The organism is Carnobacterium sp. ISL-102, from assembly GCF_018612935.1.
GTDB classification, from domain to species: domain Bacteria; phylum Bacillota; class Bacilli; order Lactobacillales; family Carnobacteriaceae; genus Carnobacterium_B; species Carnobacterium_B alterfunditum.
In genome coordinates, this window is sequence record NZ_JAGGRF010000003.1 from 189,552 (window position 1) to 206,535 (window position 16,984).

At 35.0% G+C, this 16,984-nt stretch carries 10 protein-coding genes; all 10 read right to left on the reverse strand.

Going from position 1 to position 16,984, the window contains the following annotated elements; translation table 11 throughout:
- Nucleotides 1-109: 109 nt before the first annotated feature.
- The gene (locus J7E16_RS02525; RefSeq protein WP_214888325.1) at nucleotides 110-4,450 is read right to left on the reverse strand and encodes a PolC-type DNA polymerase III; all 4,341 of its coding nucleotides are present in this window, start codon (nucleotides 4,448-4,450) and stop codon (nucleotides 110-112) included.
- 135 nt (nucleotides 4,451-4,585) lie between these two features.
- Nucleotides 4,586-6,292 (reverse strand): proline--tRNA ligase, encoded by a 1,707-nt coding sequence (locus tag J7E16_RS02530; protein WP_214888328.1) that lies wholly within the window; start codon nucleotides 6,290-6,292, stop codon nucleotides 4,586-4,588.
- 57 nt (nucleotides 6,293-6,349) lie between these two features.
- Nucleotides 6,350-7,621: an RIP metalloprotease RseP gene (rseP, locus tag J7E16_RS02535; protein WP_353049853.1), complete on the reverse strand. Its 1,272-nt coding sequence runs from the start codon at nucleotides 7,619-7,621 to the stop codon at nucleotides 6,350-6,352.
- Between the two features lie 202 nt (nucleotides 7,622-7,823).
- The gene (locus J7E16_RS02540) at nucleotides 7,824-8,609 is read right to left on the reverse strand and encodes a phosphatidate cytidylyltransferase (protein WP_214888334.1); all 786 of its coding nucleotides are present in this window, start codon (nucleotides 8,607-8,609) and stop codon (nucleotides 7,824-7,826) included.
- Nucleotides 8,610-8,630: 21 nt separating this feature from the next.
- A complete protein-coding gene (uppS, locus tag J7E16_RS02545) occupies nucleotides 8,631-9,407 on the reverse strand; it encodes an undecaprenyl pyrophosphate synthase (RefSeq protein WP_214888337.1) in 777 nt (258 codons plus the stop codon).
- Nucleotides 9,408-9,984: 577 nt separating this feature from the next.
- The gene (gene frr, locus J7E16_RS02550) at nucleotides 9,985-10,542 is read right to left on the reverse strand and encodes a ribosome recycling factor (RefSeq protein WP_214888340.1); all 558 of its coding nucleotides are present in this window, start codon (nucleotides 10,540-10,542) and stop codon (nucleotides 9,985-9,987) included.
- Nucleotides 10,543-10,544: 2 nt separating this feature from the next.
- Nucleotides 10,545-11,267, reverse strand: coding sequence for a UMP kinase (pyrH, locus tag J7E16_RS02555; RefSeq protein WP_034548595.1), 723 nt, complete (start codon nucleotides 11,265-11,267; stop codon nucleotides 10,545-10,547).
- 405 nt (nucleotides 11,268-11,672) lie between these two features.
- The gene (tsf, locus tag J7E16_RS02560) at nucleotides 11,673-12,554 is read right to left on the reverse strand and encodes a translation elongation factor Ts (RefSeq protein WP_034548593.1); all 882 of its coding nucleotides are present in this window, start codon (nucleotides 12,552-12,554) and stop codon (nucleotides 11,673-11,675) included.
- Nucleotides 12,555-12,709: 155 nt separating this feature from the next.
- Nucleotides 12,710-13,498 carry a 30S ribosomal protein S2 gene (rpsB, locus tag J7E16_RS02565; RefSeq protein WP_034548592.1) on the reverse strand — a complete coding sequence of 263 codons (789 nt, stop codon included), beginning with the start codon at nucleotides 13,496-13,498 and terminating at the stop codon, nucleotides 12,710-12,712.
- A 187-nt stretch (nucleotides 13,499-13,685) separates the two neighbouring features.
- Complete coding sequence (locus J7E16_RS02570; RefSeq protein WP_214888343.1) at nucleotides 13,686-16,913, reverse strand: DEAD/DEAH box helicase; 3,228 nt, start codon at nucleotides 16,911-16,913, stop codon at nucleotides 13,686-13,688.
- Nucleotides 16,914-16,984: the final 71 nt, after the last annotated feature.

The following is a 16,984-nucleotide window of genomic DNA, read 5'->3' on the forward strand; positions in this document are numbered from 1 at the left end:
ATGATACCATAAAATCAAGTAATAAGCAACAAAACACTATCAAGTAAGTCTTTCTAGTTGATTTTCAACTAGAAAAATATTCTGATCCAGATGGATCGAGCGTGGATCATTAGAAGAGATCAAATAATGACAATTGATTTTCATCAGGCAATCCCTTTAATACTCCGTTCTCATTTAAATACTCAATAACTGTTTTAGAAACTTTGCCTCTTTTAGCTAAATCTTCTTTTGAAAGGAACGGTTTATCTTTTCTTGCTTCAATAATTTGTTTAGCAACGTTGGCTCCTAAACTTGGTACGGCCCTTAACGGTGCAATCAGCGAATTGCCTTCAATAACAAAATCAGATGCATCTGATTTTGCTAAATCCACCATTTCAAATTGAAAACCTCGCTCGATCATCTCATTACACAATTCTAAAACAGTTAAGAGATTCTTTTCTTTAGTTGAAGCATCTAATCCTTTGTCGGCAATTTCTTTCATTTTTTCTTTTATGCTATCTTTCCCTTTTGCCATAGCCACTAAATCAAAATCATCTGCACGTACAGAGAAATAGGCAGCATAATAAAGAATTGGAAAATGGACTTTGTAATAAGCTACACGTAAAGCCATTAAAACATAAGCTGCAGCATGAGCTTTAGGGAACATATACTTGATTTTCAAACAAGATTCGATATACCACTCGGGAATATTTTCATCCCGCATAGCTTTTTGCCAATCATCAGGAATTCCTTTTCCTTTACGAACGGATTCCATGATTTTGAAAGCTAAACCATCTTCTAACCCATTATGAATCAGATAAACCATGATATCATCACGACAACCGATAACTTCTGACAAAGGGATATCATTCATTCGGATCAACTCTTCCGCATTTCCTAACCATACATCCGTTCCATGTGATAATCCAGATATTTGCAGCAATTCAGCAAACGTTGTCGGCAACGTTTCTTCCAACATTCCTCTAACAAAACGTGTACCAAATTCTGGAATACCTAGCGTACCTGTTTTCGATTGGATTTGTTCCGGAGTTACTCCAAGAACTTCAGTCCCACCAAAAATTTTCATTACTTCCGGATCATCAGTAGGAATAGTTTTAGGATCGATCCCAGATAAATCTTGCAACATTCGGATAACCGTTGGATCATCATGACCAAGTATATCTAATTTCAAGACATTATCGTGAATAGAATGGAAATCAAAATGCGTTGTTTTCCATTCTGAATCTTGTGCATCAGCTGGAAATTGAATAGGTGTAAAGTCATATACATCCATATAATCTGGGATAACGATAATACCTCCGGGATGCTGGCCAGTAGTTCTTTTAACTCCTGTAAATCCTTTTGCTAAGCGATCGATTTCTGCAGCGCGTAAGGTTAAATTGTTATCTCGTTCATATCCTTTTACATAACCGAATGCCGTTCTGTCAGCCACAGTACCAATTGTTCCAGCACGAAACACATATTCTTCACCAAACAGTTCCTTCGTGTAATTATGTGCTTTCGATTGATAATCGCCTGAAAAATTTAAATCAATATCTGGTACTTTATCTCCATAAAATCCTAAGAATGTTTCAAATGGGATATCATGTCCATCTTTGTGCAGACGAGCTTCACATGCTGGGCAATTTTTATCTGGAAGATCATATCCCGAACCTACTGAACCGTCTGTAAAAAACTCGGAATACTGACACTTAGGACAACTATAGTGCGGCGGCATTGGATTTACTTCTGTAATACCGGTCATTGTTGCAACAAAACTAGAACCTACAGAACCCCGAGAACCCACCAAATAGCCATCTGACATACTTTTATGAACCAATTTTTGCGAAATCAAGTAAATAACCGAGAAGCCATTTCCGATGATACTATTCAGTTCTTTTTCAATTCTTTTTTCAATGATTTCCGGTAATGGATTGCCATATAATCGATGCGCTTCATCATAACTCAATTGACGTATTTCATCTTCTGAGCCCTCAATTTTTGGAGTGTAAAGATCCGTTTTTATTGGTGTGATAGACTCATCCACCATATCTGCAATTTTATGTGTATTTTTGACAACGATTTGCTGTGCTGTTTCTTCTCCTAAAAATGAGAAAGTCTCTAACATCTCCGTTGTTGTTCTAAAGTGAACTTCAGGCAGTTCAGAACGATTCAGAGGATTAGCTCCACCTTGAGAATTGATCAATATTTTACGATAAATACGGTCTTCAGGATTCAAATAATGTACATTTCCCGTTGCAACTACTGGAATATTTAGTTCCTCACCAATTTTAACGAGATTACGAATAATTTCTTCCAAATCTGATTCATCTTTCACCAATTCTTTTTCAATCAAAGGAGCATAAACTTCTTTTGGCATAACTTCAATGTAATCATAAAATTTTGCTTTATTTTTTGCTTCATCGTATCCTTTTTGCATCATGGCCTCAAAAACTTCTCCTTGACTACAAGCTGTCCCGATAATTAAGCCTTCTCGTAGTTTGTTCAATTCAGAACGCGGCAACCGTGCCGTTCGAAAGAAGTAGTCGACCATAGATGAAGAAATCAATTTAAAAAGATTTTTCAATCCTGCTTGAGAGGTTGCAATAATAGTTGCATGAAATGGCCGAGCCCGTTTATAGGTATCGCCTTCTCCAATATGATCATTTAATTGATCATGATAAAACATGTCATGCTCTTCTCTAGCCTCTTTTAGAAAAAGCCAGCATAATTGTCCAGTCGTTTCAGCATCATAAATGGCGCGATGGTGTTGTTCTAAATTAATACCATATTTTTTTGCTAATGTGTTCAAACGATGACCTTTAAATTGCGGATGTAAAAAACGTGACAACTCTAGCGTATCGATTACCGGATTTACAGCATCTGGTATACCGTATTTAGCATTACTCGTATTTAGAAATCCCATATCAAAACTAGCATTATGAGCAACTAAAATTAAGTCTCCAGCAAAGGCCTTAAACAAGTTCAAAACTTCTTCTTCAGATTTTGAACCATGGACCATTTCATCGGTAATACCGGTTAAATTAATCGTAGTTTGTGATAATGGATGTCCAGGATCAATAAATTGCTCGAATGATTCAATGACATTCCCTTTATGCATTTTAACTGCAGATAACTCAATAATGGTGTTGTATACAGCTGAAAGACCGGTCGTTTCTACGTCAAAAATAACGTATGTAGCGTCAGTCAATTCAATATGCTCAGCATTATATGCAATAGGCACGCCGTCATCAACAATATTAGCTTCTATTCCATAAAGAATTTTCACCCCGTTTTTTTGACCTGCATGAAAAGCATCTGGAAAAGATTGAGCACCAAAATGATCGGTTATCGCAACAGCCTTATGTCCCCATTTAGCTGCTTGATCAACCAAATCTGTAACAGTATCGATTGCATCCATTTGGCTCATGTTGCTGTGCAAATGCAACTCTACGCGTTTGTTGTCTTCTGGGGCTGTATCTTTACGCGTTTCATGCTCCCATTCAGTAATATCTTGAGCATTCAACACTAAATCCCGCATAAAGTTATCTTCTTGGACGCTTCCTCTTGCTCGGATCCACATCCCCTTCTTGATTGCTGCAAATGCGGATTCGTCTTCAGGAGTATTCGAGAATTTCTTCACTGAAAAAGAAGACGTATAGTCAGTCATTTTCAGGATCAGCAACTGTCTTTCAGATCTTAATACACGCACTTCGACATCAAATACATAGCCTTCTATGGTTACGCGGCGTTCTTCTTCGATAATTTGATCCATCAATTTGATTTCTTCTTTTGCTGTGATTTTTCGCCCTAAAACGACTTGACCTTTATGAGCTTGAACTTGATTTTTATTTTGTTTTTTTTCTTGTTCGGCTTTTTGGATATTTTCATTCGCACGAATCGCCAAAAGTGTTTCAGATTCTTCTTTTTTCGCTTGGAACTCTGCTATCTTTTTCAAATGCGCTTCTTCATCAATAACCGGTTCGATTTTAAATTTTGGAAATCCTAAAGAAGCATAAGCTTCTTCAACAGGGGGAAGATATTGATTCATCAAATGACTTTTTACAACTTCATTTTCAACATGGAATTGAATTTTTTTTCCGTTTAAAAGCGGAAACTGCTCTCTGAACGGTCTGTCGCAGATTGGTGAAGAAACTTCGCTTAACTTTACTGCAGCTGACCAGTAATGTTCCAATTTTTCAATCGTCAGCACTGGCTGTAACGTATCAATAGTTACTTGGACACTTGCAATTGAATGAAAAGCCAATTGCATTTTTTCTGAAAGATTTTGATATATTTCAAAAGGTAAAATATCTTGAAATTGCAAATGGAAATTCCAAGATTTTGACAATTTATGAACGGTGACTTTTAAGATTTTTGCTTGAGAAAAATAAGATTTATAGCGTTCTTCATGCTGTAACCCTACTTGTTCCAATAATTTTTGAAATAATTCTTCTTGGTTTAAACTCATGAGAAACTCCTTTCACTTGCTAAGGTACAATTAAAGAAACACCATCATCAATAGAATAAACCATTGCAAAAGGAGTGCAGACAAGTGTATAAACGTACTTGTTTGAACTCCTTTCACAGTAATATTTTTATGCTATTAGATAGAACTTAGCAGGATATTTAACGTATCGATTAATTCGTCTGTACGTACCTCTAAAGCTTCTCCGGTTTTTTTAAGCTTTAATTCAACGATATTTTCTTGAGCTTTTTTACCTACTGTTATACGGATAGGCAATCCAATTAAATCTGAATCTTTGAATTTCACACCTGCTCGTTCATTACGGTCGTCAAGTAAAACAGAAAATCCAGCATTTTGTAAAGAATCATATAATTCATTTGATAAACTAACTTGATCTTCTGCTTTCATATTGATAGGGATCAAATGAAGTTCATATGGTGAGAGATGTCTTGGCCAATTAAGACCTTCCTCATTAGACTGCTGCTCTGTGATAGCTGACAGTAAACGGCTGACACCAATTCCATAACATCCCATAACTACTGGAATAGAACGTCCGTTATTATTTAAAACTGTAGCATTCATCGCTTCAGAATAACGTGTTCCTAATTTGAAAATATGACCAATTTCGATCCCTTTTGCAAATTTCAATACCCCTTGTCCATCAGGAGATAGTTCGCCCTCTTGAACAAATCGTAAATCAACATATGCTTCAACATGTGAATCACGTTTTAGGTTTACATTTAAGTAGTGTTGTCCATTTTCGTTAGCTCCAGCAACAGCATTCACCATATCTTGGACAAAAACATCTGCAATGACCCTGAACTCTTCACTGATCCCAACCGGTCCTATCGAACCAGTATTTACGCCTAAATAGTTTACCGTTTCTTCTTCCGTTGCAAATTCTAAAAAGGCTGTATCAAGATGATTTTTTAACTTGACCTCATTTACTTCATGATCGCCTCGAACAATAACTAAAACAGGTTTTTCATCTGCAATAAACAATAAGCTCTTCAACACTTTTTCGGGCTCAACTTCTAGGAATGCTGAAACTTCAGAAATTGTTTTACTATTAGGTGTTTCAACTTTTTCCAATCCTTTTTCATTTTCGAGTGATTTTTTACGCATATGGAGACTGGTAGCCATTTCTAAGTTAGCTGAATAGTCACTTGAATCTGAGTAGACGATAGTGTCTTCTCCAATGTCTGATAGTGCCATAAATTCTTTAGAATTGCTTCCGCCCATTGCGCCTGCATCTCCAATAATATTTCTGAAATCCAGACCACAACGTTCAAATATTCTCGTATAAGCTTTTTCAAATTCTTGGTAGGTTTCATCTAGACTTTCGAAACTATCATGAAAAGAATACGCATCTTTCATAATAAATTCTCTGCCTCTTAGCAATCCAGAACGAGGACGTTTTTCATCACGAAACTTTGTTTGGATTTGATACAAAGAGAGCGGCAAACGTTTGTATGATGTGATTTCATCACGTATCAAAGTTGTGAAGGCCTCTTCATGAGTAGGTCCTAAGAGATAGTCGCGACCATGACGATCTTGTAATTTCATCAAGTCTTCGCCATATGTTTCGTAACGTCCTGACTCTTCCCATAATTCACGAGGTAAAAGAGAAGGCATCAGCATCTCAATCGCATCGATTTTTTCAAATTCTTCACGCATAATAGTTTTTATTTTTTCTATCACGCGAGTTGCTAATGGCAAGTAGCTGTATACACCACTTGAAATTTGTCTGATATATCCAGCTCTTAATAACATTTTATGGCTTAAAACCTCTGCCTCATTAGGTACATCTCTTAGAGTTGGGATAAATACTTTTGATTGTTTCATTATTTGCTATCTCCTTTTTGATACGTTAAATTCATCTTTATCTAATAGTTTTTATGCTTAATTAAAAAAATATGTTTGGATATCATTCCATGTAACTAATACCATCAACAATAATAGTAAACCGATACCGATCAAAGTGATGATGCCTTCTTTTTCTTCGCTTAACGGCTTTCTCCGTATGCCTTCTACGATATTTAACAGCAGTTTTCCACCATCAAGACCTGGAATAGGCAACATGTTTACGATTCCTAAATTAACACTTAATACTGCTAACCAATTGACTACTGCTATTAGACCCACTTGAACAACTGATTCTGTTGCTGCATAGATAGCAACTGGACCGCCAAACATATCAATTGAAAAGCCTTTTGTAAACATCGAACCGAGTATTGTAAATAATTGGATCATCAAAAACCAAGTTTGAGAAAACCCAAAACTGATTTTATCCCATAATGACGTTTTCAATGCAGCTTCGACACCGATTTGACCGACTTCTGTTCCATCAGCTGCTTCATTAGCAACGGGGGTTATCGGCACTAATTTTTCAGTACCCTCAGTTGATTCAATGTGAAAAGTCAATTCAGTCTCTGGATTGACTCGAACGATTTCTACCATTTCAAACCAGCTGGTAACTTTTTCATCATCAATTTGAACCACTCGATCGCCTGCTTTTAAACCAGCTTCTTCTGCAACACTATCAGGCATGATCGTACCCAAAGTATTCTCTTGGCTGACTACCCCACCTTGTAAGAAGGCAAGTACAATGAAGGCAACTATCGCTAGAATAATGTTGTTCATTGGTCCAGCAAAGTTTGTCATCATTCTTTTAGGCAGACTAGCCGATTGAAATTGAACATCAAGCGGTGCAATTTGGACTTCTGTTCCATCCTCTTCAATAATCATTGCATTTCTTAATACTGGATAGCGAACTAGATTGGTTTCATCTCCAGCTATATAGCCTTCAACATATAATTTATTTTCTAAATCAATTGAACTGACTTCCATTGGGACTGCATTTAATAATTGCTTTTTTTTATAATTATTAATTAAAGTCACTTCATTCATATCATTTAACAGCAAACCAATAGGTGTACCCGGTTTAATGTCTGCTTCTTCTTCATATCCAGCCATGCGAACGTATCCGCCTATAGGTAAGATACGAATAGTAAATGTCGTTTCCCCTTTTCGATAAGAAAATATTTTCGGACCAAATCCAATCGCAAATTCTCTAACTAAGATGCCTGCTTTTTTTGCAAAATAATAATGTCCAAATTCATGGAAAATTACTAAGATACTAAACACTATAATAAAGGTAATAATAGTAGTGATCATATACTCTCTCCTTTGTTTGCTTTTAAAGAACTGATTCTAAAAATCTCTTTTAATTTTTTATGATCGATCTTGTATATAAAACAAGTTTAATTCTATCATAATTTAAGTGTAATGACCAATCGACTTATCGATTTATTGGCTATATGAGAAAAGCAGCCATCGCAATAAAGGATAACTACTTTTTCATTCGATATGCAGCTTAAATCAGACCTGAATAATAGATGACCGGCAATACAAATAACAAACTGTCAAACCGGTCTAGAATACCGCCATGTCCTGGCAACAAATTACCAGAATCTTTTACACCGTAATACCGCTTAAATGCAGATTCAACTAAGTCACCTAACTGACCGGCTATTGAGAGGATGAAAGTTAAAGTTAACATCCATCCTATGTTGTAATTTTGCGGGTAGTACGTCAAATAAACAAATGCTACGATCAGTGCCATGACTACGCCACCTAAAGCTCCTTCAATAGTTTTATTTGGACTGATTGATGGAGCAAGCTTATGTTTACCTAATTTTCTGCCAATCAAGTAAGCTCCAATATCTGTTGCCCAGACAACAAATAAAACAAATAATAATAAGTCTAACCCTGAATATCTTGTTAATAACAAGAATCTAAACCCAAATCCTATGTACATTATCCCTAGAACTGAAACCGCGACATCATCAAATGTAAAGTTGTTTTTTGAGAATACGGTACAGACTAATAATAATAATACAAAAAGATACAAAATCATTTGAGTGTCCATATATTCTGGTAAAATCATTGCTGCATATTGCGGTAACAATAACCCCAATAAAGCTATGATCGAAATAATGCCTTCAACTGTAAAAATCTTATTACCCTTCATTCTAAATAGTTCAAATAATGCGATTATTCCCAGTACAGCAACCACAAGCTCTAAAATCCAAGAACCCATATAAACTACTGGAACAAAAAGAATAAGACCGATAATTGCTGTAATAATACGTTGTTTCACTTTTATTTCCCCCTATCTTGATTATAATCCTCCAAAACGTCGATGTCTTTTTTGATAAACCCCTATTGCTTGTTCTAAAGCTTGCTCATTAAAGTCTGGCCAAAGAACTTGAGAGAAGTAAAACTCACTATAAGCATTTTGCCATAACATAAAATTACTGATCCGTTCTTCACCACTTGTGCGAATCATGAAATCAACATTTTGATATTCTTTTAAGTCACGAGTCATCAAAGATTCTTCAAATAAAGATTCTGTAATGTCTTCTACATCGATTTCTCCTGCTTTAACTTTTTTTGCAAGAGCTTTCGAAGCTTCAAGCAATTCACTGCGTCCCCCATAATTGAGCGCAAAATTTAATACCATACCGGTATTCTTTTCGGTAACAGATATTGCTTGTTCGACTGATTCCTGCGTATGTTTTGGAAGTTGGTCTATAAATCCTATGACTTGTACTTTAATATTCTGCTCCATCAATTCAGGTACAAAAGTATCGAAAAAATCAACGGGTAATTGCATTAAAAAATTCACTTCATCATCTGGTCGTTTCCAATTTTCAGTCGAAAATGCGTAAAGCGATAATACTTTAACACCAATCTGACTTGCTCTTTTGGTTACTTTTTTAACAGTATTCATGCCTTCTTTATGACCAGCAATTCGAGGCATAAATTTATTTTTAGCCCAGCGTCCATTTCCATCCATAATAATCGCGATATGTTGTGGAATCGTTTCATCAATGTTAAAAGAAACAGTCGTCATTTCTTTTATTTTTTGATTTCTTTTATTAAATAAGCCTTTCAAGTATTTCCCTCCACTTCGTAATTCAACATTATTCATTGTAGCAAAAAAGGGTGTAAAAACCTATCAAATTTACTAAGAAACAACTTTTTTAGTAAATATTTAAGAAATATACAAATTTTGATTTCCATACTTTATTTATACTATTTCTTTTTATTCCTTTGTTTAGCACTTATAATCAAAAGAAGCCTTTTATTAGGCTCGAAAAACGAAAAATGCTATAATGAAACATATTCTATTAGCTACTTAAGGGGGACACTAAAAATGAAAAGAATGATCAAAAAGTTTATCGTCGGTTTAATTATTTCTGCTGTAGTAACCAAATTAACTAGTTTATTGATGGGTGAAAATAAAGAAGAAGCTTAATCAAGGATTTTTATAAGAAAAGGGTTATTGTCTCCTCATCTAAGGGCAGTAACCCTTTTTCACTGTCCTTTTTCTCCTTAGCGCTCTTCTATGTTGTGAAGATCCAAATAAAAAAATCAGTTTATTTTCAAACTATCCTATTACATAGTCAGTCAAAAATACAAAAAAAGGATTGGAACAATAGGCCCCAATCCTTTACTTGCTTATCCTTTAATTATACGTCTAATAATTCTTTTTCTTTTTCAGTAGCTATAACATCAAGATTTTTAACACTCTCATTAGTGATTTTTTGTATATCTTCTTCAAGAGTACGTAAATCATCTTGAGTGATCTCGTTATTTTTTTCAGCTTTTTTTAATTCTTCAATTGCTTCACGACGAACGTTACGAACTGAAACTTTAGCATTTTCAGATTCCTTACCAACTTTTTTCGCCATTTCTTTACGGCGTTCTTCAGTCAACTGTGGAATTACTAAGCGAATGACATTTCCATCATTTGCAGGATTAATTCCGATATCACTTTGCATAATTGATTTTTCAATATCAGGGATCGATGTTTTATCAAACGGTGTGATCATTAGAACACGAGGTTCTGGAACTGAAATTTGAGCTAATTGTTTTAAGGGTGTAGGCGCTCCATAATAGACCACGTTGATTCTGTCTAATAGACCTGCGTTGGCACGGCCTGCACGAATCATTCCCAATTCACGTTGTAAAGCGGCTTCTGTTTTAACCATTTTTTCTTTTGCTGTTTGTAAAATTACATTTGTCATCGTTATTTCCCCCTAACAGTTGTTCCAATAGTTTCACCTAATGCAACACGTTTTATATTTCCTGTTTCATTTAAATTGAACACAACCAATGGGATATTATTATCCATGCTCAATGAACTTGCTGTCGTATCCATCACTTGCAAACCTTTATTGATAATTTCTAAATGCGTTAATTCTTCAAATTTCGTAGCTGTTTTATCTAATTTTGGATCTGCTGAATAAATACCATCAACATTATTTTTAGCCATTAATATCACATCAGCATCAATTTCTGCTGCTCTTAAAGCAGATGTTGTATCTGTTGAAAAATAAGGATTTCCCGTTCCACCTGCAAAAATGACAACTCTTCCTTTTTCTAAATGACGCACTGCTTTTCTACGGATATACGGTTCAGCGATTTGACGCATTTCGATTGATGTCTGTACTCGCGTTGGTACTCCTTCGTTTTCAAGACAATCTTGTAATGCCAAAGCATTGATCACTGTAGCTAGCATACCCATGTAGTCTGCTTGTGCTCGTTCCATGCCCATTTCAGAACCAATTTGACCGCGCCAAATATTTCCGCCTCCGACAACAATAGCAATTTCTACACCTAATTCTTTTACTTCTTTAATTTCGCGACAAATTTCTTTTATTGTTGGTGGTTTTATTCCAAATCCTGTGTCCCCTGCTAGGGCTTCACCACTTAGTTTTAAAACAATACGTTTATATTTTGGTTCAATCATTTAAATTTCCCTCCATTGGCTCATTCACTTTTATTATTTTACCATACTCTGACGAAAACTTCATTAAAAGATAGACCTTGTACTGGTTCTATTAATTGAAATTACTAAGTGAAAATCTTTCTGGACTGTACATCTATCTCACCAATTGATTAGCTTCTAAAACTGACCGATTCTAATAAAAAGGGTCTATAATTTTTAGTGCTGATAGTTTTGATTTAATTACTCACCCAATTTTTTTGAAGAATAGGGTTGATTGCAGCTTTAAAGAAAGTACTCTAGGTAAACAAACCTAATCATCCCAGAAGAAATTTCATTTTGAAGTATCCATACCATTTGACCTACAGCCCAATAAAATCGCTAGAAAAAAAGGAACGCAATTGTTGCGTTCCTTTTTCTATGAATCTTCTATTTTTTAACTTGATTCATAACTTCTTCAGCAAAGTTTTCTTCTCGTTTTTCAATTCCTTCGCCAACTTCAAAACGTACAAACGATTTAACTACAGCGCCTTTTGATTCAATATATTGACCAACTGTTTGATCTGGATCTTTAACAAATGGTTGATCTACTAAACTAATTTCTGCTAAATATTTGTTCATACGGCCTTTGATCATTTTTTCAACGATATTAGCTGGTTTACCTTCATTTAAAGCTTGTTCAGTTAAGATTTTTGTTTCATGGTCGATTTCTTCTTGAGAAACTTGATCACTAGAAACGTATCTTGGATTGCTAGCTGCAATATGCATAGCAACGTCGCGAGCGGCATCTTCATCAGTTGTTCCTTCCAGAACGACTAATACAGCAATGCGTCCGCCCATGTGGATGTAAGCTCCAAAAGCGTCTGCGTCAGTTTTTTCAACACGTGAAAAACGACGTAATTCGATTTTTTCACCGATTTTAGTTACTGCTGCTAATATTTCAGTTTCTACCGTACCGTCTCCTGCTTTAAGAGATTTAACGTCTTCAACTGTTTCTGGATTTCCTTCAGCAACTGCTTCAGTTACATCTTTAACTAATTTTTGGAATTGTACGTTCTTAGAAACAAAGTCAGTTTCTGAGTTGATTTCTGTAATAGAACCAACATTTCCGTTTACGTATACGCCAGCTAAACCTTCAGCAGCAATACGGTCAGCTTTTTTAGCAGCTTTTGCTACACCTGTTTCTCTTAAATGATCTACTGCAGCGTCGATGTCTCCATCAACAGCAACTAATGCCTTTTTAGCGTCCATCATTCCTACGCCAGTCATGTCGCGTAATTGTTTAACTAGTTGAGCTGATACTTTTGCCATTCTATATTTCCTCCTAATAAATTACATTATTCTTTTTTAGATAAAATTTCACAAAAAAAGACTGACCCGTCAAGAAAGAAATGACGCCGCTTCGCAAAAAGTCGCTTTTCACTTCTCCTTACTCGAGACAGCCTTGTATAGTGTTGCTAATTTAATTATTCAGCGTTTTTTCCTTCAACAGCTTCAACAATTTCTTCAATTGAAGCAGTTTCAGAAGCTACAGGTGCTTCAGGTGTGAATGTTTCTTCAACAACTTCATCTTCACCTTGATTTCCTTCGATCATAGCATCAGCCATTTTTGAAGTAATCAATTTAACAGCGCGGATAGCGTCATCGTTTGATGGGATGATAACATCGATTTCATCTGGATCACAGTTAGTATCAACCATTGCTACTACTGGAATGTTTAATTTGTGTGCTTCTTGGATTGCGATACGTTCTTTGCGAGGGTCAACAACGAACATTACATCTGGAATTCTTGGCATATCTTGGATACCACCTAAGAATTTTTCAAGACGGTCACGTTGTTTGATCAAGATCCCTACTTCTTTTTTAGGAAGGACATCAAAAGTTCCGTCTTCTTCCATTTTATTGATTGCTTTCAAACGTTTGATACGTTTTTGGATAGTATCCCAGTTTGTCAATGTTCCACCTAACCAACGGTGGTTTACAAAGTATTGTCCAGCACGAGTTGCTTCATCTTTGATAGCTTCTTGTGCTTGTTTTTTAGTACCAACGAATAAAGCGATTCCGCCATTTTCAGATACTTCTTTCATGTAGTTGTATGCTGTATCAGCTAACTTAACTGTTTTTTGTAAGTCGATGATATAGATACCATTTCTTTCTGTAAAGATATAACGTTTCATTTTTGGGTTCCAACGACGTGTTTGGTGACCAAAATGTACTCCTGCTTCAAGCAATTGTTTCATTGAAATTACTGCCATGATATATTTCCTCCATTGGTTTTTTATTTTCCTCCTTCAAATTCAACTGTAAGGAGACTTGATTAATCAAGCACCGTCCTTTACATCCTTTGAAGTGTGAAATAATTTTTAGTGCTATTAGCACTGTGAATAATTGTATACCATATATTTAAAAATATCAAGCCTAACCTTCGTTTTTTATTTCTTATTATATTCCAATATTCAATATTTCACGAATATCATCTTCTGATAATTGACTTGCCTCTTTTTGAATAGAGCCATCTTCAGTAATGATCTGATCAAACAATGCTTTTTTCTCTTGCTGTAATTGATCGATTTTCTCTTCAATTGTTCCTTCAGCAATTAACCGTAAAACTTGGACAACTTTTTTCTGTCCGATCCTATGAGCTCTTCCTGCTGCTTGTTCTTCAACTGCCGGATTCCACCATAGATCGTAAAGAATGACCATATCCGCACCTGTAAGATTTAAACCTGTGCCACCAGCCTTAAGAGAGATAAGAAAGACATCTTTTTCTCCTGCATTGAATCGATTGACCATTTCAATGCGTTCTTTTGGTTTTGTTTGACCGCTCAAATAGAATGTTTCAACTTTTTGTTCAGCTAATTCTTTCTCGATGATTGCAAGCATCGAAGTAAACTGAGAAAAGATCAAAATACGTCTGCCATTTTCTCTCGCAGTCTGGACCGTTTCTTTTAACTGTTCAAGTTTTCCAGAGTCGCCTTCATAATCATCAATAAATAATTTAGGATCACAACAAATTTGTCTTAAACGAGTTAAGCCAGCCAAAATTTCGATTCGATTCTTTTTAAATTCTGCTCCATTCATGCTATTTACACTTTCTTGAATCCTTTGTAAGTAAGCAAGATAGACTGTTTTTTGTTCTTTAGTCATTTGACTGTACAAGTTAGTTTCAATTTTATCAGGCAATTCTTTTAAAACATCTTTCTTGATTCTTCTCAATACAAATGGACGAATCATTTTAGCGATTTGTTCATTTGGCAGTGTTTTAAATTTTTTGACTGAAGGGAAAAATCCAGGCATGATCAATTGAAAAATAGCCCATAATTCTTCTATTTTATTTTCTATAGGTGTTCCGCTCAAAGCAAATCGCTTTTTAATAGTTAGATCTCTTAACGCCTGGGAAGTTTTGGTATTATGATTTTTAACCATTTGCGATTCATCTAAAATCAATGTACTAAAAGCAAATCGCTTATAGTGGATGACATCTTGTCTAAAACTAGGATAAGATGTGATCAAAACCTGATTTGGTTTAACATTTTCAATTAATTGCATTCTTTCTTCTGCTGTACCTGAAATAACGATACTTTCAATAGATGGTGCAAACTTTTCAATTTCATAATGCCAATTATAAATCAACGAAGCTGGAGCAACGATAAGGAAAGGATCATTTTGCCCTTTTTCCTCAATTTCAGATAACATATAAGTAATCACCTGAATCGTTTTTCCAAGCCCCATATCATCTGCTAAAATGCCGCCAAATCCATATTTAGATAGCATTTTCAACCATTGAAATCCAGTTTTTTGATAAAGTCTCAACTCTGCATTCAACGATTTAGGAACATCGACTTCAAACTCTTCTGGAAAATTCAAATCATGAATCAAATTTTTGAATTTTTTTGAAACCGTACCTTTTGTTTTTTCATCCATTGAAAATTTTTCATTTAGCTCAAGTCCTCGATAACTCGGTAATTGAATCCCACCATTTTGAAATTTTTTAGTAACTCTCAATTCGTTTAATACATCATTAACCTGTTTAAAACTTTCTGATTCTAATGAAAGAATAGTCCCATTATCAAATTTATGAAAAGCTTTTTTTTCCATTAAACTTTTTAATACATCATCTACTTCTTCAGGAGTGATTCCTTTGATATCAAAACGGACATCTAAAAATGACCCTTCTTTTTGCACGTCAATGATCGTTTCTGGATCTATCTGGTTTAAGAACATACTATCTAACAAGTCATCCACATAAACCGTAGCATCTAACTCTAAAGTTGGAATTTCTTTCGTAAATAATGTATAAAATTCATCATCCCGAACCATTCGTTTAGTATAATTAGTTTCTGTTCGGTGGTAATCAAATCCAGTTAGTTGATTAATGATTTTCATTTCTTTTTCACTGTCTCTAATAATTTGAACGCCTTCTTCTGGCAGCTGATTTTTAGAAGGATCTGTAGATAAGATCATATATTTATAATTGAACTCAACGGTGGCATGTACTGCCTCATCATGGTATTCAAAATAAACAGATGTTAGTAAGGGTTCTTGCACAAAAGATTCTTTCAATTGATCATCAATAGAGACGTTCCCTATTTTCACAAGTAATGGCATAACATACGCAGTGAAATCAGGCATGTCAGCAGATTCTATGGTGATGTTATCACCATCATACCGTTGCAAAAATTGTTGTAGTGGACGATATGCACGCATCTGTTCTAGAGAAGGTTTAAAAACGATATTGTCAGAAACAAACCAATCGTATTCTTTCAAATGACTATCTGCTAAACTGGTTATAGATAAAGTGACAGTGCCGCTTTTTTGTGAGATATCAAAAGAAAAAGGCATTTTTTCTTCTACAAACATCATTGACTTATAAGTGATTGTTTTTGCAGCAAATTGTAAATTTCCACTATCTTGCAGCTTTTGGATAGTTTCTTCTGCTAAAGCAGTCATTAGGACCAAATAGCGGTTATTTGTTAACAGAGATTTTGCATCTTTATGCTCTCCAGAAATCAATTGGATAGATCTATGTTGCTTATACAAATCTGCCAGAATCTCACTGTCTTCTTGTTCAATAGAAATATCTTTAAAATTGATTTCTTGACCCGATTTCAACTCAATAGTTTCTTTTTTGATAAAGCTTTCTAAAAATAAAGGTAAATCTTTTACGATATACATCTTATCTATTCCGGCTTTAAGACTAAGAGCAAACACGTCAAATGAAGATCTTATGAGCGCTGTAGTCATTGGTTTGATTTCAACTCTGTATTCTAATTTCAACGACTGTTTTTGTTTAGAAACAGTCGTTTTTTTTCTGTTTTCATTCAAAAATATACGAGTAAATGATTCCGTTAGTTCCTGGCCTGGATTTGGAGAATCAACAGCAACTTGTTTAGCATTTTCAGCTGTCATGACCCGACTAATTTTTCTATCTCTCAACTCCAACTCAACAGCAACTGTATGTTTACAGTATCCGTGATTTTTCCAATAAAGACATTCACAAAAATCATCTTCTTTTGTAGAACCATCTAATTCAACATGAAAAATATCACTCCCCATAACCTCGGCAGACCATATTTTCTTATCTAAAAATGAGTTGACTGAAAGGACGCGTTTTTCTGCAACATATTCTCTTCCTTGCTCAATAACGCGTTCTGGTATACTCCATTTCATTCAACATTCCCCTACTTTCTTGCTTTTTATAATTTTTTTTTTTAAAAGCACGTTTTTTTCTATCTCTCTAT

Excerpts from the sequence above, each read along its gene's own strand:
- rpsB (WP_034548592.1), bottom strand. The coding sequence starts at position 13,498 with ATGGCAGTAATTTCAATGAAACAATTGCTTGAAGCAGGAGTACATTTT.
- frr (WP_214888340.1), bottom strand. The coding sequence starts at position 10,542 with ATGACAAATGTAATTTTACAAACAGCAAAAGAAAAAATGGTTAAAACA.
- pyrH (WP_034548595.1), bottom strand. The coding sequence starts at position 11,267 with ATGATTGAACCAAAATATAAACGTATTGTTTTAAAACTAAGTGGTGAA.
- J7E16_RS02525 (WP_214888325.1), bottom strand. The coding sequence starts at position 4,450 with ATGAGTTTAAACCAAGAAGAATTATTTCAAAAATTATTGGAACAAGTA.
- tsf (WP_034548593.1), bottom strand. The coding sequence starts at position 12,554 with ATGGCAAAAGTATCAGCTCAACTAGTTAAACAATTACGCGACATGACT.
- J7E16_RS02570 (WP_214888343.1), bottom strand. The coding sequence starts at position 16,913 with ATGAAATGGAGTATACCAGAACGCGTTATTGAGCAAGGAAGAGAATAT.
- J7E16_RS02530 (WP_214888328.1), bottom strand. The coding sequence starts at position 6,292 with ATGAAACAATCAAAAGTATTTATCCCAACTCTAAGAGATGTACCTAAT.